At 54.9% G+C, this 22,894-nt stretch carries 21 protein-coding genes; 7 read left to right on the plus strand and 14 right to left on the minus strand.

Annotation, left to right across the window (positions count from 1 at the left end; all coding sequences use genetic code 11):
* Positions 1-24 precede the first annotated feature (24 nt).
* Positions 25-450 carry a hypothetical protein gene (locus HOV93_RS17285; RefSeq protein ID WP_207397785.1) on the minus strand — a complete coding sequence of 142 codons (426 nt, stop codon included), beginning with the start codon at positions 448-450 and terminating at the stop codon, positions 25-27.
* Positions 451-735: 285 nt separating this feature from the next.
* Here HOV93_RS17285 and HOV93_RS17290 point away from each other — a divergent pair, with 285 nt between their 5' ends.
* Both HOV93_RS17290 and HOV93_RS17295 read left to right on the plus strand, forming a co-directional pair.
* Positions 736-1,602 (plus strand): tetratricopeptide repeat protein, encoded by an 867-nt coding sequence (locus tag HOV93_RS17290; protein WP_207397786.1) that lies wholly within the window; start codon positions 736-738, stop codon positions 1,600-1,602.
* 200 nt (positions 1,603-1,802) lie between these two features.
* The gene (locus HOV93_RS17295; protein ID WP_207397787.1) at positions 1,803-2,042 is read left to right on the plus strand and encodes a hypothetical protein; all 240 of its coding nucleotides are present in this window, start codon (positions 1,803-1,805) and stop codon (positions 2,040-2,042) included.
* Here HOV93_RS17295 and HOV93_RS17300 read toward each other — a convergent pair.
* From HOV93_RS17300 to deoC, 3 genes are all read right to left on the minus strand, one after another.
* A complete protein-coding gene (locus tag HOV93_RS17300; protein ID WP_207397788.1) occupies positions 2,039-3,148 on the minus strand; it encodes a phosphatidate phosphatase App1 family protein in 1,110 nt (369 codons plus the stop codon). The two genes, HOV93_RS17295 and HOV93_RS17300, sit on opposite strands and share 4 nt — an antisense overlap.
* A gap of 435 nt (positions 3,149-3,583) precedes the next feature.
* A complete protein-coding gene (locus tag HOV93_RS17305; protein WP_207397789.1) occupies positions 3,584-4,639 on the minus strand; it encodes a cytochrome-c peroxidase in 1,056 nt (351 codons plus the stop codon).
* A 31-nt stretch (positions 4,640-4,670) separates the two neighbouring features.
* Positions 4,671-5,438, minus strand: coding sequence for a deoxyribose-phosphate aldolase (gene deoC / locus HOV93_RS17310; protein ID WP_207397790.1), 768 nt, complete (start codon positions 5,436-5,438; stop codon positions 4,671-4,673).
* 165 nt (positions 5,439-5,603) lie between these two features.
* Between deoC and HOV93_RS17315 the strand changes: the two genes are divergently transcribed.
* Positions 5,604-6,026, plus strand: a complete 423-nt coding sequence (locus tag HOV93_RS17315) for a DUF1801 domain-containing protein (protein ID WP_207397791.1) — start codon at positions 5,604-5,606, stop codon at positions 6,024-6,026.
* Positions 6,027-6,030: 4 nt separating this feature from the next.
* On the opposite strand, the gene HOV93_RS17320 is transcribed toward HOV93_RS17315, so the two are convergent.
* From HOV93_RS17320 to HOV93_RS17355, 8 genes are all read right to left on the minus strand, one after another.
* Positions 6,031-7,461 carry a YcjF family protein gene (locus HOV93_RS17320; protein WP_235990577.1) on the minus strand — a complete coding sequence of 477 codons (1,431 nt, stop codon included), beginning with the start codon at positions 7,459-7,461 and terminating at the stop codon, positions 6,031-6,033.
* A complete protein-coding gene (locus HOV93_RS17325) occupies positions 7,445-9,007 on the minus strand; it encodes a YcjF family protein (RefSeq protein WP_207397792.1) in 1,563 nt (520 codons plus the stop codon). Before HOV93_RS17325 ends, HOV93_RS17320 begins: the two co-directional genes overlap by 17 nt.
* 240 nt (positions 9,008-9,247) lie before the next feature.
* Positions 9,248-9,745, minus strand: coding sequence for a hypothetical protein (locus HOV93_RS17330; protein WP_207397793.1), 498 nt, complete (start codon positions 9,743-9,745; stop codon positions 9,248-9,250).
* A 71-nt stretch (positions 9,746-9,816) separates the two neighbouring features.
* Positions 9,817-11,118 carry a DUF1501 domain-containing protein gene (locus HOV93_RS17335; RefSeq protein ID WP_207397794.1) on the minus strand — a complete coding sequence of 434 codons (1,302 nt, stop codon included), beginning with the start codon at positions 11,116-11,118 and terminating at the stop codon, positions 9,817-9,819.
* Positions 11,119-11,257: 139 nt separating this feature from the next.
* Entirely contained in the window at positions 11,258-14,011 is a 2,754-nt protein-coding gene (locus HOV93_RS17340; protein WP_207397795.1) for a DUF1549 and DUF1553 domain-containing protein, read from the minus strand.
* Between the two features lie 90 nt (positions 14,012-14,101).
* Positions 14,102-14,644, minus strand: coding sequence for a hypothetical protein (locus HOV93_RS17345; protein WP_207397796.1), 543 nt, complete (start codon positions 14,642-14,644; stop codon positions 14,102-14,104).
* A 143-nt stretch (positions 14,645-14,787) separates the two neighbouring features.
* Positions 14,788-15,372: a hypothetical protein gene (locus HOV93_RS17350; RefSeq protein ID WP_207397797.1), complete on the minus strand. Its 585-nt coding sequence runs from the start codon at positions 15,370-15,372 to the stop codon at positions 14,788-14,790.
* A 20-nt stretch (positions 15,373-15,392) separates the two neighbouring features.
* A complete protein-coding gene (locus tag HOV93_RS17355; RefSeq protein WP_207397798.1) occupies positions 15,393-15,926 on the minus strand; it encodes an RNA polymerase sigma factor in 534 nt (177 codons plus the stop codon).
* A gap of 265 nt (positions 15,927-16,191) precedes the next feature.
* On the opposite strand from HOV93_RS17355, the gene HOV93_RS17360 reads away from it, so the two are divergent.
* The 4 genes from HOV93_RS17360 (at position 16,192) to HOV93_RS17375 (ending at position 21,293) form a co-directional block, all read left to right on the plus strand.
* The gene (locus HOV93_RS17360) at positions 16,192-18,081 is read left to right on the plus strand and encodes an ABC transporter permease (RefSeq protein ID WP_207397799.1); all 1,890 of its coding nucleotides are present in this window, start codon (positions 16,192-16,194) and stop codon (positions 18,079-18,081) included.
* 61 nt (positions 18,082-18,142) lie between these two features.
* On the plus strand, positions 18,143-19,399 hold the full coding sequence (locus tag HOV93_RS17365; RefSeq protein WP_207397800.1) for a CNNM domain-containing protein: 1,257 nt from the start codon (positions 18,143-18,145) through the stop codon (positions 19,397-19,399).
* Positions 19,400-19,403: 4 nt separating this feature from the next.
* Positions 19,404-20,381 (plus strand): CNNM domain-containing protein, encoded by a 978-nt coding sequence (locus HOV93_RS17370; protein WP_207397801.1) that lies wholly within the window; start codon positions 19,404-19,406, stop codon positions 20,379-20,381.
* A gap of 18 nt (positions 20,382-20,399) precedes the next feature.
* Positions 20,400-21,293, plus strand: coding sequence for an extracellular catalytic domain type 1 short-chain-length polyhydroxyalkanoate depolymerase (locus tag HOV93_RS17375; RefSeq protein ID WP_207397802.1), 894 nt, complete (start codon positions 20,400-20,402; stop codon positions 21,291-21,293).
* Positions 21,294-21,321: 28 nt separating this feature from the next.
* Here HOV93_RS17375 and HOV93_RS17380 read toward each other — a convergent pair whose 3' ends face one another.
* Both HOV93_RS17380 and HOV93_RS17385 read right to left on the minus strand, forming a co-directional pair.
* On the minus strand, positions 21,322-21,723 hold the full coding sequence (locus HOV93_RS17380) for a hypothetical protein (RefSeq protein WP_207397803.1): 402 nt from the start codon (positions 21,721-21,723) through the stop codon (positions 21,322-21,324).
* Positions 21,724-22,164: 441 nt separating this feature from the next.
* Positions 22,165-22,812, minus strand: a complete 648-nt coding sequence (locus tag HOV93_RS17385; protein ID WP_207397804.1) for a hypothetical protein — start codon at positions 22,810-22,812, stop codon at positions 22,165-22,167.
* Positions 22,813-22,894: the final 82 nt, after the last annotated feature.

Here is a 22,894-nt window from a genome sequence, read left to right on the forward strand (position 1 = left end):
CTAAAGCCCCCTTGCCAGTCTTCTCTACGAGCGAATCAGGTCATGCGTAATCGCAGAAAAGACCAGTTCCATTTCGTCGAACTCGCGGTCTTCCCCCTGGAATAGAATCACGCAGGGACGTACACCCAGCATCAAGGCTCGGATCTTGGCTTGGACTAGAAAGTCCAAGCAATAGAAGCTTAGATCGTACCCAAACAGTTCGACTTCCTCGATTGTCTGCTCGGCTGGAACAGACTCGAAGTCGGTGTACTCTTCGCTTAAAGCATCACGAACGGCTTCGACCAGCGCCTCAAGCTCGGTGCCAGGCTCGTAGATCATCAGCGTCCAAAACGCTTCCGTTGGACTATGGACCGAGACACTTCGCGGCCAGGCGTTGGTCTGGTCTTCCGAAATTCGCCAGTTCTCGGGGTACGAGAACTTCACGCCTAAATTATCGTATGTGGCAACCACGGCAGCCTTCGATGCGTAATGGTTCAAAGAATCAGGGCGAAATCGCCCTGGGGGTGAATTCGATCTATTTCCCCGTATTTTAACGGGTTTAGCTGGTTTGCCTATTGGCGATCGAATTGACAAGCCGAGCCTGATCTAGGATGAAAAACTCAGGTTTGGTAGTCTCTGCCCGTTGAATATCGACGGCGAAAGATTCGCTGGAAACTCACTATGGAATGGATGCAATCCTCGGAAATGGCTAGGAGCCGCGCCTTCTGCGCAAGCGGAATCGTGCTGGGGTCGCTTATGCTAGCAGTTCTCGGTGGATGCAGTACCTTCAGTCAGGCCAACGCGTCGCACCAAAAAATCGTTCAGGCTCGTCAATTGACGCAGCGTGGTGTTCAAGCAATGCACCGCGACGACTGGGAGAATGCCGAAAAACTTCTGGCCGAAGCCAAGAAGAACGCCCCCTACGATCTTCAGGCGCGGATGCATTACGCCGATACACTTTGGATGACCGGCAAGCAAACCGAAGCGATCTCGGAATTGGAATCGGCCCTTGCGTTGGGAAGTGACGATCCTGATCTGCACGCACGAATCGGACGGATGTATCTCGATTCGGACGACCCGACCAAAGCTCATATTTCCGCGAATAGAGCGATCGAGTGCGATCCCAAGTATGCACCTGCATGGCAGCTTCAAGGAGACCTGGCATTAGTGCGAAGGGATTTCAATTCGGCGAAGCTGTGCTACATTCGCGCTGCTACCAACAGTGAAGCGGCCAACCGCGACGTCCAGTTGCGACTTGCATCGACCTATCGGCAATTGGGACAGCCGAGCCAAGCGCTAGTTTGTATTTCGATGGTCCGACAAGCAGAGTTCGGCCATCGCTTGCCGGCGGATGTGGGAGTCGAGCAGGCCTTGGCTTACCGAGATCTCGGTAGGCATCTTGATGCGGCCGATTGTCTCGCTGAACTGGCCGAGACAAATGAGATGACTGCCGACCTGCTTTTTACCTGGGCCGAGTGTGAAGTCGCCGCCGGCAGGTTGGCTCGCGCCGAGTACGCGGCCAATTCGGCCTTGCAGGTCAATCCGCAACACGCTTCGGCTTTACAGTTAGTCGGACGCCTACCGGTATTTCGACAGCAAGCCCAACAAGCGATGCGGCGATAGGCTCGCAGCGCGTACAGGGAACGATTGTGCCGGTTATGTCGGTCGCTCGGCCTCGCTTTTCGCAAGTCGTGCTGCCGGGTGTGGCAAACCGTCACCATGGTTTGACTTCACCAACATGCGCTCTAGGTTTTCAAGACCAAGCCACGGACCTCTGATCCGTAAAACGCATAGAAGAAGACTGACTGTCGGAGATGTCTACGATGAATCAACCTGTGCCCGCAACGACGACTCCTTTTGTCGACCGACGTGGACCTCGAATGCCGGGCGAAACGCCAGTCTTCGAGCGTCGCCAGTTCACCAATAGCCACGAGGGATTGTCCCCTGGTGCCCAGGAATTGGCCATGGCGATCGACGAGTACAAGCTACGCAATCGTCGCCGATTCATCACGTATGAAGAGATGTACGAGATTATCTCCGGTTTGGGATATTCCCAAATCTAAGGCGGCGGCAAAGACTTTCCGTCACCATTGGCCTCCGCAGGTAAGAACTGAGCGGAGGTCGGTAGGTCATACTCTTGTAGCTGCGAAGGGCAGGTAAATCGCTGCCACTTCTCTTGCGGTACTCGTTTGAATGCTTGGGCAAAACGCTGATCGCTGGACTTCTTACCTCCCAGGTCGCGAATGAAAATTTTCACGACTTGATCAGGGAACTTGCGAGCCATCACACCGTAGGTTTCCGGGTCTTTTTCTCCGGAATCCCCGACCAATACGAATTTGCGATCGGGGAAAGTCCGCAGCAATTGCTTGATCGCCTTACGCTTTCCCCATCGCCGTGCGATGAACAATTGCAGTACCGTTGGATCGCGAAAGCGGACGCTCTTCATATGGAATGAACCGTCCGGCAAACCTTGATCGCGAAAGAGATCTGACAGTGGTTCAAACAGTTGCCAAGGGCTGCTGGTGACGTAATGAAATGCGGCTCCTTGCTGCTGCCATTTCTGGTATAGAGGGACCATGCCGGGCACAGTGGCAAACTCGTGCAGAAAGGTATTGGCCAGCATATCCTTTCGCGTGGCGACCTGGGTATGTTTGACGGTGTCGTCAATGTCCGAGATGATCGAGACCCCATGGTGATCGATCAGCTTCACCAGGCCTTCCAACGGGGTCGCCACGTCGAACTGGGAATGAATCGCATAGCGGACATGCCGAGTCGCCCCCACCGTCATCGCAATGGTATCGACATCTTCGTTGGGAATGAGAATCGTTCCGCGGAACTGGCCATTCTTTTTGGACTTACCGCGCAGCTGATAGGTTTTGTCGCCGATTTTAACGGCGATCTGCTTGCCACCGTGCTGATAAACAGTGAAGCCTAAGATCCGCTGCTTAAAGACGCTGGTCTCGAGTTGTTCTTGGGTGGCCCCCATCAAACGCGCCAGAACACGGATCATGATCTTGCGGGGAAGGTTCTCCGGCACTGCCTCGAAAACACTTCCATGGACCTGTAATATCCACCCACTTTGATCAGGAGCCGGATAGGCATAGGAAGGGTAGAGCACAACGCGCTCGGTGTCCTTCAAATTGCTGAGGGCAGTCTCATCAGGAAACATGCGCTGCCTGCCATGGGCCTCCAAATCAAGAAACGATAGCGGCATCGTCCCCTTCGCCACTGAGTTGTCCGTCCTGCGAGGGGGCTTAGCCATTTCGCATTCTAACGTAAGCAGAGCGTTCCTTGCAGCGATCCTTAGGAGAAAGTTTTGGCAACGGGCGGTTGATTTTCCTTTTCCGGGATCAATTGGGCATTCTAGGGGGTGATTCGCCGCGAAGCGACCAATCTTACGGTCTTCCGTCTCGGGAAGTCTTAACGATTTGGTCATACTTTCGGAGCATGATTCGCCCACCGAATAGCCCTCTTCGCTAAAGCACCGCGAAGACGAATCCATTGCAAGCAGAGGTCAGCAGCTGGTCGCTGTGAAGTGAATCGCATCAATCCGGGCGGCATGCTCTCAACGGAACTTCAGTGGCTCGACCTGGATAAAGAGGTGTTACTCCGGCAACTTCGGCTTCTCGATCTGGGGATAGACTTTGCTGCGAAGTCCTTCCCGGAGGAACGTCACGAGTGCTTTTTTCTCCGCCGGTGTGAGTTTGAGGGGGACGATATGTGGATCGAGGTTTGGGTTTTTCCCGCCCCCTTCGCTGTAGAAGTCGACAACTTCTTCGAGCGTCGCCTTGCTGCCGTCGTGAAAGTAAGGGGCCGTTAAAGCCAGGTCACGTAGCAAGGGAGTTCGAAACCTGCCGACGTCTTGGGATTTGCCAGAGTGCCTGGCTAGGCCACGATCCTGGGTTGTGCCGTTGAGTCCCGTGCCGATGTTGTGGAATTTATGGTCGGTATAGATCTTGGCGATATGGCAGTTGCCGCAGTTCGCTTTGCCAAAAAAAATACTACTGCCGCGACCGATTTCTCCTTCGAGTGCATTGGCATGGCCACCGCGAAAGCGATCGTAGGTGGTTTCGCCCGCGACTAGAGTCCTTTGAAACGTGGCCAGACACTTAGCCACATTCTGAGCCGTGACACCGTCAGCAAAGATCGCTTGAAATTGCGATCGGTAGCCGTCGATACTATCAAGGCGATTTTCCAGTTCATCTAACGCCATGTCCATTTCGGCAGGGTTGGCCATGGGAGCCAGAGCTTGCTCTTCCAGCGAAGCGGCGCGACCGTCCCAGAAGAAGGTTCGATGTAGCCCCACGTTCACCACACTGGGGACGTTTCGCGTAGTGAGTTCTTGGTGTGCTCCCGGCGAGAATTTCCGGTCGTCGGCCCAGCCTTTATGCGGGTCGTGACAACTAGCACAACTAACGGAGCGGTTGCCTGAAAGTCGAGGGTCGAAGAAGAGTTGCTTTCCTAGCTCAACCTTCTCAGCGGACATGGGGTTGTCTTCTGGAACGATAATCCAGTCGATCCCAAGTGGTACATCGCTGAAATAAGTCGCTTGCGCGCAAAGCGAACCAGGCACTTCGAGAGCGAATAGTAAGATCGATAACAGGAACAGTCGAAGCATGGCCACAATAGCAAGTCGAATAGGCGAGAGCGTCTCGTTCATTCTACCAAGCCACCCCTGGTCGAGGCGAGCGTTAGTATCCACCCCCTCCGAGCTTCCCACTAGCACCGGAGTCGTCTTTTCCGTATGCATCGAGGATCTGCGCCGTGGCACTGGCACCGCAACGTGATGCCCCGAGTTCTCGTGCTCGCAAGAGACCTGGCAGGTCACGCACGCCACCAGCTGCTTTGACTTGAACCTTTTCGGATACGGCTTCACGCATAAGTTTTAGGTCGTGCTCGGTTGCACCTTGGTAGTTGTATCCACCCTCGGCCTGTTTGACGAAGCCAAAGCCAGTGGAAGTCTTCACCCAATCAGCTCCGACGGCTTCGCAGATTTGACAAAGCTTCTGTTTGAGGGCATCCCCATCGAGTCCGCCTCCGCCGCTCGATAGAAAATCGTTTTCGATGATGACCTTGACCTGGGCACCGTGCTTATGGGCTTCGCTGCAAACGGCTTGGATGTCCTGCTGCACGTAATCCCAGTCGCCACTTAAGGCCTTGCCGATGTTGATCACCATGTCGATTTCTGTAGCACCGTCCAGGCAGGCCTGCTGTGTTTCGTATCGTTTGACCTCGGTGAGGTTGCTGCCATGGGGGAACCCGATGACCGTTCCTACCATCACGCCGCTACCTTGAAGCAGTTGGGCTGCGCGGCGGACATAGTAAGGCTTGATGCAGACCGACGCGACTTGATATTGAATCGCGGCCTGACAACCGGCTTCAAGCTGCTCGTCCGTCATGGTCGGGTGCAGCAGTGAATGGTCGATCATCTTGGCCAGTTCTTCGTAGCTAGGTTGCATGGGGGATCCTTCCTTGATTTGCCGAGAGGACGCGAATCACGCTAGTGTAATGGATTTGACCAGGCGGCGACTGCGAGACAACGTTTGCATGGCCGATTTTGCGCATGGTATCTTAGATGAAGAGTATCCCCTGAAAAGCCGTAAACTGTAGGACATTGAGCAGCAATGGCGGAAAACAAAACGACACCGACCAAGGTCAGCGCTGCGAAGTACATCGACGCGTTGGAAGATCCACAGCAGAAGAAAGACTGCAAGCAGTTAGCGAAGATGATGCGAGCCGCCACTGGCGAACGCCCCGTGATGTGGGGACCCAGCATCGTGGGTTTCGGCACGTATCACTATAAGTATGCTTCGGGACGCGAAGGGGACATCATGATCGTCGGATTCGCTCCGCGCAAGAATCAGATCAGCTTGTACCTGACGTGCGACATCCAGCAAATGGCCCCGATTCTAGCGAAGCTCGGGAAGCACAAGACAGGCAAGGGGTGTCTCTACATCAAGCGGTTAGCGGATGTCGACCAGGAAGTGCTTAAGCAGATGATCGAACTGGGAATCGAGGAAGTCGAGCAAAAGCACTCCGTCAAGTAACGCTCTATTTCTCGCCGCCTGAATGTCGGTTCAAATGCAGCTTTTTCTGAATCTCTTCCTTCAAACCCTGAACCACTGACTTCTTGTCGGTCTCTTCCAAGATTCGCTTCACGACGGTCTTGGGGCCTTCGTCACCCCAACTGGCACCGTGCTCGAAGTAATACTTGGCCGCTTTGCCGACGATGTAGCTGCCGTAGCCTGCTGCGCCTCCTTGAGGGACGGCGGTCAGTACGGTGCCCCAGCCGAGGGTGAGCGTTTTTACGACTGAGCTTAACGCGTGGGTACCCAGTTCCGCAGTGATGGTCCAGCCAGCTGCCTGAAGGATGCTGGTGGCCAGTTTTTCGATATTCGACCAAGTCATCTCAATGCCATAGATATGGGCCAAGGCCCTCAGCATGGCGACATCGACGGCGCTACCACCCAACACATCGAAGATCGGGGCCGGGTTCACGGCCACGGCGGTCGCTTTCACGACAGCAAAGCTCCAGATCGTTTGGTTGGCGCGATTCTCGCGAATCTTCACTTTGAGCGACGCGACCCGGTCGGACTTGTCCGCTGCGTACATGGCTGCGTTCAAGGCTAGTAGTCCGAGACCGTCTTCTTCCAGGACTTCCAGCAGACGCAGCTTCAGGTCTTCGACCTTAGGAGGAGGCGTTCGCCACTCGCTTTGTTCAGTGCCGTCGGCCTTTTGGATGATGTACTCGACTTCTTTGGGGTGAGCAGCGGTCTCGACGATACTTTCCGAAGGGATGATTCCGGCGAGACGTTGGTCGAGAATCTCTTCGAGACGCTCACGTTCTCGCGGCGAGTATTGGTCGATTTTGTTGAGGACGACGATGATCGGCTTGTTGACGTTGGCTAGAGACATCAATGCCGAGTATTCAATCTCGTTCATGTCCGAGTCGATCACGAACAAGATCACGTCGGCCTGACGAGCGGTGTCCTGGGCCATTTCACCACGATCGGCCCCGCCCACTTCGTTTATGCCAGGCGTATCGATCAGCACGACTTCGCTATCGGCAAGACCGGGAATGCGGTATCCGGCACCATCCCAGGCAACGTGCCACACTTCCTTGGTCCATCCCCCTTGGATATCGACCTGCGTGACAGCCTTGCCGACCAAAGCATTGATCAAAGCCGACTTGCCGGTGCTGATTTCACCGAAGACGACGATCTCGACTCGGCCGCTGGTCAGCTTTGTTTCCATGTTCTGGAGCTGACCCAGGTCTCGCCGCAATAGCTCTTTTTCTTGATCGCTGCAGCCACGGAACCGGTCGAGTGTATGACGCACCGACTGCAGCGCATCGACGTAACGACGATCGTCGGCAGACATCGACTCGCGCGTGGCCTCGGCGGTGGCGACGCCGGAATCGACGGCAGCGTCGGTCGTTGGCGGCAGATCAGGGGTAAGGTTGTCGTTACTTTCGTTCGACATAACGTTGTCGGGCTTCCTGAACCAGTTTACGCAGATATGCGGAATCGGTGACTTTGTCCCACTCGCGACGGGCCAGACCAGCCAGACCGCCCTCAGGCTCTTGCATTCCGTGTTTGAAGTAGACCATGAAGATGTTTCCAATCCAACGGGTAACCAGGGCTATGACGATGCCGTTGAGTAGCATGCCGGAGACGGTTCCCACGCCAGGAATGGTTTTGATCAGCGAACCAATCGCCATGGCCACCACCGGGGCTGCCATTTGCACACCGAGATAGCCGATGAACTGCTTGCTTAGTTGACCTAACAGGCTGACGGCCACGTCCAGGTCGACCTCTTGGCGATAGATCTTGGCCAGGTCCATCACCATCTTTGTGGAAATTGCGACTCCGGCGGCCAGTTCGACCATCGGGACTGGCAGCGGATTGGTAAACGCCGCAGCTCCACCTGAGGCCCACATGTAACGGTTCACCAATTGATTGGCCTGGCGGTCGATCGAATCTTCGACCTCTTGCCGGGCCTTCTCGACCAGCCCGCGGGATTGGGTCAGAAGGTTGGCCAGCAGCAAGTCGGTACCATCCTTCTTAATGACCTGCATCATGCGCCGAGCCAGAGGCTCGATGCTCAGCGGCACGTCGACTTCTTCTTCGATCTCGTCGCCATCAGGCAGCACGCGAATTCGTTTGCGTTTGGTGGAACGGCTGCGAACAGAGAGGATGTCTTCGGCCTGGACAATTTCTTTGGTTTGCTGGGTAATTTGCTGCAGAAGCTTAGCCTTGTCCGGATCGGTATACCAGTCTTCCTTGTTCAGGCAGATGATGACTCGCTTGTCCATCTTGGCCAGCAGTTCCAGCAATTGAAACTCGCTATGACGCAAGGGACCATCGACCACCAGCAATACGACATCGGCATCTTGAGCGGAATGCGTGGCGATTTCCTGATGAATGCTTCCATCGACTTCGCCGAGTCCCGGGGTGTCGATCAGCTGCACCTTGTTATTGCCAGGCCATTCGACCTTGTTGCGGCGAACGGTCGTCCCGCCGACCACGTCGGTGCTGAATGCATCGCGACCTGCCAAGGCATTTAATAGAGAAGACTTCCCGCTGCTGATCGTACCGAAGGCGATGATCTCGAGATTGCCCCCTTCGAGCTTTTCTTCGATCCGATCGATCATCGGGTCGACCGTCTCACGGAAATCACCGTCTGACATCTCGTCCCGGAGGTCAGAGATGTTCTCCAGGTTTTCTTTCAGCTCGGCTCGACGTTGGTCTGGCGTTAGTTCGTTGGGATTGCGATTCCGCATCTTGCGACGACGCTCTTTGCGTAACTTGGCAATTACCAGGGTCCAGATACCCCAGCCGGCAAGTCCCAGAAGCAGTGCTGCCCCCACCCCAACAAAGGAGAAATAAATCCATTTGCCGACCGGCCCGAGGTCGTTGCCTTCGCGGATAATGCCAGCAATCCAGCCGGGAACGTAGATCATGGCCAGTCCTAATAGAACAAGCAGCACGATCAGGCCAAGACCCTGGTTTTTCCACGGCTGGGGCATGGGGATTCGGTTTAATAGATGGCGAAAGAAACTCATGGGATAGTTTAGGTTACGCGGCAGAGGGAATCATCGCCAACCGGGGGCGCTTAGGACAAGTCGGTTTGGGGGTGATTTTGCGGGTTGTAGGGGAATTTTACGGTCAAGAAACGAAAAAGCGGACCGAAACACGTCCGGTCCGCTTCGTGAAGGAGCCGACCGACGGCGACACTTGGCCGCCGTCGGCTTGCAAAGGCGGGAAGCCTATTCGGCTTTATTCTTCTTTTTCTTATTCGCCCCCGGTTTCTTCTTATTGAGGCCGAGTTTCTCTTTTTGTTCTTCGGTCAGAACGCCAGCCAGCTTTTCACGGATCTTACCGTTAAACTCGGCAACCGCCTTTTGAGCTTCCTTTTGCTCGTCGGTCAGGGGAGCTTTGGCTTCGACGAATTCTCGCATGTCCTTGCCCTTGAGGCCTTTCTCTTTGGCTTCCTTCATGGCGGTCATGCGCGCTTGGCGATCTTCCTTGGTCAAACCGACGGCCTTGGTCAGTTCGTTCAGCTTAGGACCGAATTCCTTCTGGATTGCGGTGACCTTCTCTTTTTGCTCGGCACTCAGATCGAGCTTCATCACTTGAGCGAAGATACCGCGCTGCGGCGTCTTGGCTTGTTTCTTCTTCGGCTTGACTTCGTCCGCGCCTAAGGCGGTACCAACCGACAGCATCGCCACCATGGCGAACATCAACAGGGTGTGACAACGAGACATACTACAGGGACTCCGAGATTGTGAGGGGGAAAAGATACGAAGTGTGAAACGCAAAAATGCCGTCGCTTCTCTTACGAGAAGAGTTGGCGGATGACCTGCCCGTCACGAACAATCGTGATGGGCCGGCCGGAAGTCGTGTGATATTCCTTGGTGTGATCGATGCCGAGGTTATAGAAGAACGACGCAGCTGCATCGTCCGGCTTGAACCCGACACCGTCCTTGGGCAAGGCTGCCTTGTCATCGCTTTCACCGATAACCTGACCGCCTCGTACGCCGCCGCCAGCCATCAGCATGGTCATACAGCGAGGGTAATGATCGCGACCGCCGCGGCCGTTAATCTTCGGCGTACGACCGAATTCTCCGGTCACAAATACGCCGGTCGAATCGAGCATGCCTTTGCTGTGCAGTCCATTGAAGAGCGCCGCCAAGCCGTTGTCCAGCTTCGGAAGCAGGTTATCTTTCAAACGAGCGAAATTGTCTTGATGCGTGTCCCATCCACCATTGGTGATGGTAACGAAGCGGACGCCACTTTCGATCAGGCGAATCGCCAGCAAACAGCTCATGCTGAATTCGTCTTGCTCGAAGTCTTTGGCGAATGCAGGGCTTTCTTTCGAGACATCGAACGCATCACGTGCTCGCTTAGAAGTGATGATCGCGTGGGCCTGATGGCTAAAACGATCGAGTCCATCCAAGAGCTGGTCGTCGGACTCAAAACCAGCGAACGTTTGGTCCAACTGAGCCAGCAGTTTGTGGCGACGCTCGACGGTGTCGATCGTCAGCCCGCCGGCCAGGCTTATCCCGCGCACCGAATAAGCCTGACCAGGGCGAGGCGTACTGTTGGTCGCTAAGGGAGCGTACTTAACACCCAGGTAGCCGGCCGACTGCTGACTACGCGGGATGGCGACATAGGATGGAAGATCTTCCGGCGTTTCGAGTTCCTTGCTGACGATAGAACCGTAAGACGGATATTGCAGCGAAGCAATCGGACGTGTGCCGGTATTGACGTATTCGGTGCCCAGTTGGTGGGCGGCCAGCGTATGCGAGACACCACGCATGACGACGTATTTGTCGGCCTGTTGGGCCATCTTAGGGAGGTGTTCGCTCAGCTCGAGGCCTGGGACTTTGGTCTTGATCGGCTTGAAATCGCCGCGGTATTCGCTAGGAGCCTGAGGTTTGGGATCGAACGTATCGATATGCGTCGGCCCACCGTTCAAGTTCACAAAGATCCCGGCCTTCGCTTGTCCACCACCGGCAACTTCGCCAGCTTCAGCCAAGGAAAGATAGGACGCTAAATTCAGGCCAATGCCGCCCATGACGCCAACTTTCAGAAAGTCGCGGCGGCGTACTCCGTCACATGTTTGATTGGTGGGCATACGAGTGATCCTGGTATGGGAGTTTTCAGTTTGAATTGTTCAGTGAGAGCGTTTGGGGACCATACTGTCGTGTTCGTCAGCGTGGCTTCGTTTGCTCTTGTTCCCTCCACTTGCGAGAAGGGGGGGAGACAACAGGTTGTTAGTGATTGACGATGAACTCTTTCGTGTTCAGCAAAGCCCACATCAGGTCGTGTAGGCCGTTGACCGGCTTTTCGGAACTGCGCAGGTGCGATAGCGAAATGGTCATCTCTTTCTCGCTCGGCTCGCGGCTCAATGTGCGAAGGTACGCCTCTGTCACCATTTCAGCTGGAGAGTCGAAAGCGACCGGTTGAACCTTCTCTTTTTTCTCATTTGCTTTCGCTTTTTCCAGTTGCTCGCGAAGGTAGACTAAGCGTTTCTTACCGGCAGCCAATCTCTCGCGAATCTCTTTTGCACGCATTTGGTTGCCTTTGGCAGCTTGGCGTTCAGCTGCGGCCCGACCGTTACCCATTTGCTCGTACAAGCGTTTGATATTCGCTTGAAGCTTGCCGGTTTCGGTAGCTCGTTTGTCGATTTGTGGTGACAGTGACTTTTGAACCTCGCCGATCCAGCTGTCGCTGTTGGCCATCGAAGCGTGCAGGCTAAAGTCGTTCTGCAGAAAGACGGTCTGCAAGAGCGTCGCTTCCATGCTGCGATCGCAATCGCAATTGCTGGCCCGCTCGCTACGTCCAAAGATCTGCAGCGGATATGAAGCATTTCCTTGGATCCGTGTACCTGGGATCGAAATGGCGCGGTCTTCGATATTGGTCAGGTACGTTCCCATCGACTGGTCCCCGGCGGTTGCCTGTTGGATGATGTCGTAGGCGACTTCCGCTGGCAGTCGACGTGGAACTGAGCGGCTGAAATTGCGTATGTCGAGGCGGTTGGTCTCGTTAGGAACCCACGAGAGCTGATAGGTACGGCTCAGAGCGATCTCGCGATGAACCCACTTCAAGTCGTAGTTGTTCTCGATGAAGCCTTTAGCGAGGTAGTCCAGCAGCGGCTCATTGCTCGGAGGATTGCCCAGGCTCAAGTCGTCGGTGGGATGGACAATACCGACGCTGAAATACGTTGCCCAAATTCGATTGACGATAGCACGAGCGAAGTAAGGGTTTTCCTTCTGGCGAAGCCATTCCATCACCGGTTGGCGAACGTCTTCGTAGTCGCGAAGGTCGATCGCTTCTTCTCCCAGAACTCGGGCCTCCGGCGAACGCGAAGCTAAGCCCTTACGGTTCTTTTTGTTCTTCGCATTGCGGCTGATATTGCTGACCGGCATCACGACCAGTTCGGGGAAAGGAACGGTCTTGCCGTTGCGTAGCTCCTTGGCGAACTCGCGTCGCTGCTGATTGCCGCGTAGCTCTTTGTCGATTTCGAGTTTGTTGAGTATGTCTTCGTACTGAGCAAACCCAGCTCGGTCGAAGCGGGGCGGCTGATTGGCGAAGCGGGCACCGGTGAAGAAGGTCTTGAACTCGTCGAAGTCATTTTTAGACCAGACGTCAAAGGGGTGCTTATGGCACTGGGCACACTGAATCCGCACGCCCATGAACGCGTACGCAAAAGCGATGGCCCGTTCTTCCGGCTGTCGGAATTCTCGGCGAGCCCAGTAGTGCGTCATGTACTCGCGATCGGCAAAGCTGCCTCCGTCACGGTACATGTCGCTCATCTCTTCGCAGTACTCTTGGTAGCTTTCACCTTCTAAGCGGCTACGAGCGAGGATGATGCCAGCGGCAAGCTCGTCATAGGGTACGTTTTTCTCGACCCGATCATAGAGCCAGTCGTACCATTCCTGGGCAGGGCCGATACGCATGGGCGATACGTTGACAAGTTGTTGGTCGTTGTTGCCAGTGATGTCGCAGAGTAAGGTTGTCATCTTGGCGACGTAAGCTGGCGTATCGAGAAGCTGGTCAATCTTCTTTTCTCGTTTATTTGGATCGCTGTCGGCCACGAAAGCTCGGATCTCGGTAGGCGAGGGAAGGGTGCCGGCGATGTCGAGACTCACGCGACGCAGGAATTGTTCGTCCGATGCTAAATCCGACGGCACAATACCCAACTTCTTCAGTTTATGAACGACGAGTTCGTCGATCTTGGTCGGCGTGGGAACGGCCGGATAGTTGGCACCAATCAGCTTGCTGACCGGACGCAAGACGGGAATAGCAACGACTGCTTTGTCGTAGGCGACAACCACGTGCGTGTCGCCAGCTTCGACGCCGGTGACGATGCCTTCACCGTCGATCTCAGCGACCTGGTCGTCGTTGGTGGTAAAGCGGCACAGAGGGGTGACGTCTTCCTGGGTACCGTCGGCCCAGTGGGCCACGACTCGCAGCGGTTCGGATTGATCTTTGTCGTTAAAGACGATTTCTTCCGGCGTGACGTGTAGACGTTCGAGGACGGCCACGTTCGAAGGTTCAAATTTCGCTCCGCCCTTGATCCAGTTATGCAGGACGTGATGTTCCCAGCTATTAAGCTCGTACCGCTTACCCCCTTCGTGCATGTCTTCATCAGTCGGCTTGTAGATGAGCATGCTTTCATCGGGCGAATCGGTGTCGACGCGAGGATCGTCCCCTTCGATGATGGCGGCATGATCGGCTTTGAAGTCGTAACCGAACAGCGAGAGCATGAACCCACCACGGCCTTGGAACGAACCATGGCAGCTGCGCCCATTGCAGCCCAGACGGCCCATCAAAGGCGAAACGTGCTTCTGGAAGTCTGGCGTTTCCTGGACGTCCTGTGGCGTAAAACGTTCGATGATCGTAGGCATGACCTCACTTGAGGGTCGGCTTTCTCCGATCGATTCGGCGAAAAGCGGAGCCACCGTCGCCAAAGCGATTGCCGGGGCGAACAGCGAGAGACAAAATCGGGCGAAAGTGGCGTTCATGGAATTGCTATCCTTCGCGTGGCGATGGGATGTCATGAATTGTTGTCAGGTTAATTTGCTTTGCGGTGCTAATCGCACCAGGCCGTTTAACTAGCGATTGGATTTTTTCTTGGGGGTCAATTGGCGGAGTTGCCGTTCGATCATTTGCGGGCCATCATGTTCCAGGCGTTCCAGGTTTTGCTCTAGCCGTCGGACACGCTCTTGGGCACGTTTCAGTTCTTCTTCCGTGACGCGTTTCTGGGTTACCAGTTTGTGCTGCAAAGCTTCGCGAAATTCCAGGCGAAGGTCTTCGTTGTCAGGGTTCAGTTGCAATCTTGCGGCCAGCAATGTGGCACTGCTGTTTGCTTTCCACAATTCCAACTGCATTTCGTAAAAGCGGGGTGCACGTGACTCCAGGGTGCTCAGTCGTTCGCTCACCCGGTAAAGCTCACGAACGGCCTTGGCATACTCTCTCTGATCCATACCCCGAAGTTGTCGCAGAAGTTTCTCGAGTTCCGGATGATGTTTCTTGGCGAAAGCCAACGCGGTTGCTTCCCGTTGTTTGCGATCTTCGATCGAGATTCGCACATCACCCATCGGTGCCTGGGCGATTTGCCGACTGTCGGGATCCTGCTTGACGGCGGAAACGGGCATCGTGCGTTCTTGTGCGACGGCAGAAACCGACCAAACCAGGGAGCAATTTGCTGCCAGGCAGGCGGTAAGAAGGATGCCGTGAGTTCGCGAGGCAATATTCATGACGTATCGAAAAGGGATCGTGGTTTTGTCGGGAAAGATCATTAAAGAGCTGGTGCTGCGGATTCAGTTTCCTGCTGGGCAGCCAAGGCTTTGAGCATCCAACTGGGAGGATTCTCAGGCGTGCTGGCCAACAGCTGATCGAAGAAAGCATCTTCGTCCTCTGGCAATTCTTCCCACTGCCCGGGCATGGCGTCGGTATCGTCTTCGATGTGTTCCACCCAGGCCGCAGCGAGTTGGCTGTTTTCGCTATCGACGGTGCGTTCTGCGTTGTGAGAACCTCCGCCGGACCAGGCAACCATCGCGAACCCACCTGCAAGGAAAACCATCAGGCAAGCAGCCAGCGAAAGCAGAACGCGAAGTCGCAATTTGTTTCCAGGAGCCGCATCGATCGGTGAGGCGACCTCGACAGGCTCCATGGAAACGGTGTGAGATGCAATTGCGTGGTGGCTTGCACCGGTAAGCAGGACGGCTTCCGCCAACAGTTCGCGAAGCGATTGATCGGTAGCTAGATCGGCTTCAAACAGTTCGGCCTCTTGCTCGGTCATCTCGTCCAGAAGATACCGTATCGCTTCGAAAAGACGATCGTCATCCGCAGGTTGTTCGTTTTGTTCGATGTCTCGAATCATAATTGTTGTGCGAGTTAAAATTAAGTTTCGCGTTGAGTCCAAGCTAACTTGCCACGCAGCTTGTTCATCGCGTTTCGCATTCGTCCGAGTGCCGTGCCCAACGGAATGTCGAGCTCTTGGGCGATTTGGGCGAACGTTTTGTCTTCGTAAATTCGCATTCGCAAGACTTGTTTGAGTTCCGGCGAAAGCTCGTCGATGGCCAGGCGAACCGAATCGGCCGTTTCCTGGTCGACTAGGGGGTCAGCCGGTGGGCCGTCTCCATTTCGGTGAGGATCCTCTTGCAGGTTTTCCAGCACCCTTTTCTGCGTTGCACTTCGCCGGCGTTGGGCGAGCGCTTCGCGATAAGCAACTTGAAACAGCCAAGCCTTGCGACTTTCAACTTGGGTTTCGTGGCCGACTTCGACCAGCTTGCCAAAGGCAGTCTGAATAACGTCTTGAATCAGGCTCGCTTCACCGACGACACCCCACAGGAACCTGCGCAGCTCTTCCGCATGGAGTGCATGCAGATCGGCTATCTCGGCTTCGCTGAGCCGGTGGGGTGCAGGTAAAGTCAACGCCTTGATGTCCAATTACGCCACCGTCTTCGGGTAGCATCTAAAGAGTTAGAGAGATGGAGAATGCGGATTATTGTCTCATTTCCGAAATTAATTCCGGTAAATGAACCAGTCGCATTCGGGGGGAAGACCTTTTCGGATCCGCCCAAATTACGAAGATTCGCTTAAATTGAACTCACGAATCAAGCGAAGGGTTTCGTTTTTCCCGCCCGTGTTATAATGATTTGTTTCCCCCATATCACGTAACCTGTTTGGGAGTCTGGACTTGTTTATCGGTCCGGTTTTTACGCGTGAGGCGGCCGTAACTCCGCGTCGCAGTAAGTTTTACGTTTATCGCGCGGTCTACGTAGCGGCTTTATTCTTGCTGATGTGCACCGCTTGGCTGGTGCTGGCTGGGACGCAAGTTATTGCCAGTGTTGGAGATATGGCACGTTTCGGGGCGAGCATCTTCCATATTCTGGCGCCGATCCAGCTTTGCCTAGTGATCTTCTTCGCGTCATTTAGTGCGGCAGGTGCGGTTGCTCAGGAAAAGGACCGCAAGACGCTAATCCTTTTGTTGATGACCCGACTCAACAATTCGGAGTTGGTATTAGGAAAAATGCTGGCGAGCTTGATCAACGTTTTTGCGCTGATCATGGCTGCGGCCCCCGTGTTCTGTGCGCTCTTTCTGTTCGGTGGCGTGTCGTCAGGCCAGGTGCTCCGTGTTTTGCTGGTGACCTTCATTGCAGCGCTCGCCGCTGGCAGCATCGGAAGCACGATCGCCTTGTGGCGAGAAAAGACGTTCCAGACGCTCGCTCTTACCGCAATGCTAGTGACGGTGCTTCTTGGGTTTAGTGTCGTCGTATCGCAGCGTGTTCTGTTTGATCGCCTGTTGGGGATTTCCGCCGCCGACTGGGCAACGGCCATCAATCCGGTTTGGGCCGTCATGGAAGCCGCCAATCCCTTTCCAACCGCAGAAGGCAACTTGGCTTCAATCGGTGGCGTGATGGGGCTGCATGTGCTGATCATGTCGCTAGGAATTTTGGCCATGAACGGCATTGCGATTGCCTTGGTGCGTGTCTGGAATCCGTCGCGGGAAGCACGACGTGGGAAGGAGATGGAAGCGAAGCAACTCGAAGAGAGTATCTGGGGTGCTGAGCACGATATGGCCAAGATGGATGAGGCCACAGCCCAAAGCAGCACAGGCCAGAACGCAGCCAACGAACAACGCCGCTCAGGCCATGTCGATGCCCGAACGACTGAGGTCAAAAACGATCATCGTCAGGTCTGGGAGAACCCGATTCTCTGGCGGGAAACGCAGACGTGGGCCTATGGCCGCAAAGTGTTGATCATCAAGTTTGTTTATTTGGCACTCGCTGTCGCTGCGACCTATTTGCTTTATAGCATGGTTGCCGCCGGCACGGCTGTTTACCGCGGTGATCAACTTGGGACCACCATTCCGCCGATTGCCTGGGGGATCGTTCCGCTTTATTTGATCAGCCTGGTGATCGTGAACGCGTTGGCGGTAACATCCGTGACAAATGAACGAGACGGTCTCGCGCTCGATCTTTTGCTGGTTACCGACCTAACCCCCAAAGAGTTTACCTTCGGCAAGTTGTGGGGCGTGATGTGGGTCACTCGCGAGATGATCGTTGCGCCACTGGCAGTTACGGCTTACCTTTGGTTTGCCGGTGCGATGCAGTTAGACAGCTTTATCTTCGTCAGTGCTGGCTTGGTGGTGATGTACTTCTTCGTCACCATGTTGGGCCTTCACTGTGGAATGACCTACTCCAACAGTCGCACGGCAATCGGTGTGAGTCTGGGGACGGTCTTCTTTTTGTTTCTCGGCGTGATAACGTGTATCCTGCTGATGATCAGTTTTACCGAGTCCTTCCACTTCCAACTGTTCCCCTTCCTGGGCTTCGTTGCTGGCGGCGGCTTGGGCTTGTACGTGGCCATTGGTCACCGAAATCCTTCCCCTGCAATCCTGACGGCGACGTTGCTGCTGCCTGGCATCTCGTTTTTCGCGATCGTTAGTTTTCTGTTGGGAAAAGGGTTCGAGGTGGCCTTGGCAACGGCACTTGCGTATGGTTTCACGACCATTGCGATGTTGATCCCGGCCATCAGCGATTTCGACATCGAGGTCGGTCGTCGTTCGGGTAGCGACGAAGATTAGTCTGGCTTCGTAGCAATCGCGGTAGATTCGCAACAAAGATTCATCGGAAAGGAGCGGCGGGTTGGACGTCATTGTGGCCATTGCACCCTGGTTGGTGGCAATGCTGCTGTTGGTCGCCTTCTCTGGCGTGTTCTCCGCATCGGAAGCGGCTTTCTTTTACTTAAAACTGGAAGATCGCAAACGCTTTCGTAAGGGAACGACCGCCCAGCGTGCTGCGGCTGCTCTGTTAAGCGATCCGGATCGCTTGCTGTCGGCCATTCTCTTTTGGAATTTGATGGTCAACGTCGCCTACTTTGCGGTCGCTGCGATCGTTGGTCTGCGACTACAGAACACGGTGGGGGCAACCTATGCGACCGTGTTTTCGACACTGTCTCTGCTGGTGATCATCTTCTTTAGTGAAATGCTCCCCAAGAGTCTGGCGGTGCTGCGTGCGCCCGTTCTGGCTGCGTTTTTAGCCGTGCCGATCGCGTTTGCGGTACGTGTCATCGATCCGATTCGCCCGATCATGCGCGGCGTCGGGACGCTTTCGCAGCGGTTGATCTGGCCACGTTTTGAAGCAGAACCTTATATGCAGGTTTCCGACCTGGAGCGAGCCATTCAGATGTCGATGCAGAGCAGCACGGTGCTCGAGCAAGAAGAGATGGCCTTGCGAGGTATCGTGAGCCTGTCCGATTCGCTGGCCCAGGAAATGATGCGGCCTCGAATGCGTTTCAGGATGTTTCACCCGCCCGTCTCGCTAAAGGACCTTGATTCCGAAATAACGCCCAGCGGCTATCTACTGATTTCTGACGAACAAGGCGACGACGTCGTCAGCGCGATCAACCTGGTCGATGCGACCGAGCTTCCGAGCGTCAACCTGGAAGGGTTCGCCCAGGAAGTGCTGGTCTTTCCCTGGTGTGCGAAAGCTTCGGAAGTGTTCCAGCAGATGATGTCCACCGAGAACGAGGTTGCCGCAGTGGTTAACGAACTGGGTGAGACCATCGGCGTGATCACCCTGCGAGACATGATGGAGACCATTTTCTCTTACGATCATGGTCGGAGCGAACGTATCCTGCAGCGGAAGACGTTTGAAGAGTTGGAAGATGGTTCTTACTTAGTCTCAGGCATGACCAGCGTCCGTCGACTTGCGAAGTACTTCGACCTGGTATTGCCGGAAACGAGGCACGCCACCATCAATGGCATTCTGCAAGAGGAATTGGAACGAATTCCGGAAGTGGAAAATGTCGTGGCGTGGGGGCCATTTCTTTTTGAAGTAATTGAACAGCACTCCGAAGGGCACATCCTCGTTCGATTGACCATGCGTCAGGAGGAAGAGTGACGCCATGGGATTGATTCTATTCCTGTTTGTTCTCGGTGTGTTTCTGAGCGCGTTCTTTAGTGGGTCGGAAACCGGTTTCTATCGCGTGACTCGCGTGCGACTGGTCTTAGATGGCTTGGGCGGAGATTGGCTGTCTCGTTTTCTGTTGTTTCTGACGAATCATCCGGCGTTGTTCGTGGCGACTACGCTCATTGGTAACAACTTGGCCAACTATATGGTCTCGTTGTCGATTGTGCTTTTTACTCAGGCCACCTTTCCAGGAAACTCGACCGCTGAAATGGCGTTGCCGCTGGTGATCGCGCCATTTTTGTTTGTTTACGGCGAACTGCTTCCCAAATATTTTTTCTACCGAGCGCCCAACTTGTTACTTCGTCGAACGAGTTGGCTCTTTTTTGTATTCACGGTGTTGTTCGCTCCGTGTTCGGCCCTCTTGTGGCTATTAGGACGAGCCCTGCAAACGCTGCTGGGCGAATCACCGGAAACCGTTCGCTTGGCGTTGGCTCGAACCGAGTTGGAAGACTTCCTGGAAGAAGGGGGTGAGTTCGGCATTTTGAACAAGGCTCAGCGGCGCGTTGCCCAAGGTGTGTTCGGGGTGGCCAACCGTCGGGTAACTTCCATTTCTACGCCCCTTTCCCGTATTTGGACCGCCCGAATTGGTTCCAAGGTGAACAACCTCATTCGTGTAGCCAAGCGGAAGCAAATCTCGGTTATTCCCATTGTCGAAACGCAGGGGAAGCGTACCGTTCCCATTGGATACGTCCGCATCTGCGACCTATATATGGGAGACGGCGAAGAGATCGAAAACTATCACCCGCTCCCCGAAGTCAAGGCAAGCGAAAGTTGCATCTCGGCCATCACACAGCTTCATAGCTCAGGCGAATTGATGGCCAAGGTCGTCAGCCGCAGCGGTGTGCCGATTGGCATCATTACGATGCAGCAACTGCAGCGAGCCATTCTCGATGCGAAGAAGCAGCCTGCCTAGTTTTTCCTGAAAGAGACCATGACGACCACGCCTATTAAAGAACTTCCCGCCGGACGTCACCGTCTGACGATCGATGTCGACGAGCGTGAGCGTGAATTCTGGGTGTATGTTCCTACCCAAGCCGAGCAGCCGGAAGAAGGCTGGCCTCTGGTCTTTGTCTTCCATGGCGGTTTGTCGAATGCCCCCACCATGGCTCGTTTCTGCGAAATGCATGAGTACGCCGATACGGCCGGGTTCGTGACCGTCTTTCCCAATGGAACCGGTCGGCTGCCAACCATGAAGACCTGGAACGCCGGCATGTGCTGTGGGTATGCTCAGCGTGAAGACGTCAATGATGTCCACTTTGTCGAACAACTATTGGCCGACATCCCACAGCGAGTCCCAGTCGATCCGATGCGTGTCTACGCGACCGGGATGTCCAACGGCGGAATGATGGCCTATTTGTTGGGAGACAAGCTCGCCAAGCATTTCGCCGCGATTGCCCCAGTCGGAGGAACGATGGGAAATCCCACGTGTACCCCAAGCCGACCGGTCCCGCTAATGCACATCCACGGGACAGACGATCAGTTCGTCCGCTGGGAAGGTGGTGTGGGCTCGCGGAGCAAATCGAAGCTTGATTTTCACTCGGTCGATCACGCGCTGCAAAACTGGATCGCGGCCAACCAAGCCCAATCAACGCCGACTGTCGAAGCACTTCCAGGCGAAGTGAAGGACGGGACGTCGATCGAGCGGTTTACCTACGCAGCCAATGGGAACAACTCGGCAGAAGTGATCCTGCTAAAAGTTCATGGCGGAGGTCATACGTGGCCGGGCAAGGAGAGCCGCCTGGATTTGCTCGGGGCGACCACTCACAATCTCGATGCGAACCTCGCAATCTGGGAGTTCTTTCAGCAGCATCGTTTGTCTCGATAGGCAAACGAGCTTTGCCGGCTTGGCTTGCTTAACTCCCGGATAACGCTTTCTCGGCAGCGGCTTTGGCAGCTTCGTTCTTTTTACGGCGAAGCTCTTCTTCCGTGATCAGTTCTTTGAGGCGGGTTAATTGAACATCCGTGAGAACAGCTTTCACCTCGTCTGCCATCGCCGAGTCTAATCGAGCGATTTCCATTTCGAGCTTTTGGATCTGAGCCTGATAGCCGTGTTGGATCTCATAGATTTGCTTCTTTTGATCTTCCGTAACGATATCGTTCCAGTGGGCTGGCAATCGTCCTCGGATTTCTTTATTCGGCGCTGTCGATGATGCAGACGGCGCGGCTTCCTGGGCAGAAAGCGTTGTGATGGCGGGAATGGCAACCAGCAGGGCGAGAAGGCCGAGCGATGTCAGGACAATCGATTTTAAATTCATCAAGGAAACCCCAGTCAAGGAACTGCTGTAGAAAGCCGTCCTGGCAAATGTGGGGGTGCTCCGTCACTAAGACGAGCCAATTCTGATTTGCCACCAGGGGGGTGTCAAGTCAATTTTAGGGGTAACCCACAGGGCGCATAAAAAAAGCCAGAAGTAGTCGTTCCGTCGTCTACTTTGGCTTTTGATCTCACGGGGCCGCATCCTGCGTCCCGTCCTCCCGGTGTTCGATCAGTATTAGGTATCGTCCTGATGTGGAGCTGTTCTAGACGGAAAATCTGGTATTTTCGTGCTAGCAGTCGGGGCTTTTTCGACGGCTTATCACGGCTAGCAAAAATATGCGGGCAGATCCCATCCAGGATCTGCCCGCAAGACGCTTTGGCTCCGATTCAAACCACACTCCCCAGGTAGCTTGGTCGAGCCGGTCGCGTTGGTTTGGTAGGCCTAGTTCCGCGGTAGCAGAGCTTGCAGCGAAGGCATCAGCCGTGCTTCTTTTGCTGCCGGTGTAGCGGGGGTTGGTTCGATAGCTGGGGCAACCTCAGGCACGCTGTGGTGCATCTCTTGTTCGAGGTTGATGATTTCGGTGGCACCGCCGCACGAATCACAACCAGTCGATCCGCAGCCGCATTGGCCGTAGCTTCGGCACTTATTCCAGAAACCACGTACGTGCATTCCCAGGCAGCTCGTGCAGGCACTTCCGCAGCCTTTAACAGGCATGCCGTGGTTGCAGCCACACATGGGGTAGTCGCCACAGCAAGGCATCGTCGTTTGAGCTTCACAGCCGCACGATGGCTTGGCAAACCAGTGATAACGGGTTTGGATCTTGGTACGACAACCGTGGCCGCATCGATTGCGGTCTGCACAGTAATTGCTCCACAGGTCGCCACAGCAGCCTGCCGATGGGTGTTGGCAAACGTATCCGCCACGGCCGCAGCTGTTGCATCCGGCAGCACCACAAGCAGCCATGTATTCGCTGTTGGCATGGGTGTGAGCAGTCGGGTAGCTGACCGTCATCGCATCCCAGGGGCCGGCAAAAGCGACTTGAGTTGCCGAAAGAACGACCAAGCACGATAGGGTAGCAATTCGGATCATTTCTTTGTTCCTTACAGTTTGGGGAGTTTAGCGAGGGAGTAATTGTTGCACTGTCGAAACATGCCACGTATTTCGCGTTGTG

This window comes from Bremerella alba (assembly GCF_013618625.1).
Lineage (GTDB): Bacteria > Planctomycetota > Planctomycetia > Pirellulales > Pirellulaceae > Bremerella > Bremerella alba.

What these genes read in the sequence shown, in the direction of transcription:
- HOV93_RS17290 (WP_207397786.1), top strand. Translation starts at nt 736, where the DNA reads ATGCTAGCAGTTCTCGGTGGATGCAGTACCTTCAGTCAGGCCAACGCG.
- HOV93_RS17295 (WP_207397787.1), top strand. Translation starts at nt 1,803, where the DNA reads ATGAATCAACCTGTGCCCGCAACGACGACTCCTTTTGTCGACCGACGT.
- HOV93_RS17300 (WP_207397788.1), bottom strand. Translation starts at nt 3,148, where the DNA reads ATGTTTCCTGATGAGACTGCCCTCAGCAATTTGAAGGACACCGAGCGC.
- HOV93_RS17305 (WP_207397789.1), bottom strand. Translation starts at nt 4,639, where the DNA reads ATGAACGAGACGCTCTCGCCTATTCGACTTGCTATTGTGGCCATGCTT.
- deoC (WP_207397790.1), bottom strand. Translation starts at nt 5,438, where the DNA reads ATGCAACCTAGCTACGAAGAACTGGCCAAGATGATCGACCATTCACTG.
- HOV93_RS17315 (WP_207397791.1), top strand. Translation starts at nt 5,604, where the DNA reads ATGGCGGAAAACAAAACGACACCGACCAAGGTCAGCGCTGCGAAGTAC.
- HOV93_RS17320 (WP_235990577.1), bottom strand. Translation starts at nt 7,461, where the DNA reads ATGTCGAACGAAAGTAACGACAACCTTACCCCTGATCTGCCGCCAACG.
- HOV93_RS17325 (WP_207397792.1), bottom strand. Translation starts at nt 9,007, where the DNA reads ATGCCCCAGCCGTGGAAAAACCAGGGTCTTGGCCTGATCGTGCTGCTT.
- HOV93_RS17330 (WP_207397793.1), bottom strand. Translation starts at nt 9,745, where the DNA reads ATGTCTCGTTGTCACACCCTGTTGATGTTCGCCATGGTGGCGATGCTG.
- HOV93_RS17335 (WP_207397794.1), bottom strand. Translation starts at nt 11,118, where the DNA reads ATGCCCACCAATCAAACATGTGACGGAGTACGCCGCCGCGACTTTCTG.
- HOV93_RS17340 (WP_207397795.1), bottom strand. Translation starts at nt 14,011, where the DNA reads ATGAACGCCACTTTCGCCCGATTTTGTCTCTCGCTGTTCGCCCCGGCA.
- HOV93_RS17345 (WP_207397796.1), bottom strand. Translation starts at nt 14,644, where the DNA reads ATGCCCGTTTCCGCCGTCAAGCAGGATCCCGACAGTCGGCAAATCGCC.
- HOV93_RS17350 (WP_207397797.1), bottom strand. Translation starts at nt 15,372, where the DNA reads ATGATTCGAGACATCGAACAAAACGAACAACCTGCGGATGACGATCGT.
- HOV93_RS17370 (WP_207397801.1), top strand. Translation starts at nt 19,404, where the DNA reads ATGGGATTGATTCTATTCCTGTTTGTTCTCGGTGTGTTTCTGAGCGCG.
- HOV93_RS17375 (WP_207397802.1), top strand. Translation starts at nt 20,400, where the DNA reads ATGACGACCACGCCTATTAAAGAACTTCCCGCCGGACGTCACCGTCTG.
- HOV93_RS17380 (WP_207397803.1), bottom strand. Translation starts at nt 21,723, where the DNA reads ATGAATTTAAAATCGATTGTCCTGACATCGCTCGGCCTTCTCGCCCTG.
- HOV93_RS17385 (WP_207397804.1), bottom strand. Translation starts at nt 22,812, where the DNA reads ATGATCCGAATTGCTACCCTATCGTGCTTGGTCGTTCTTTCGGCAACT.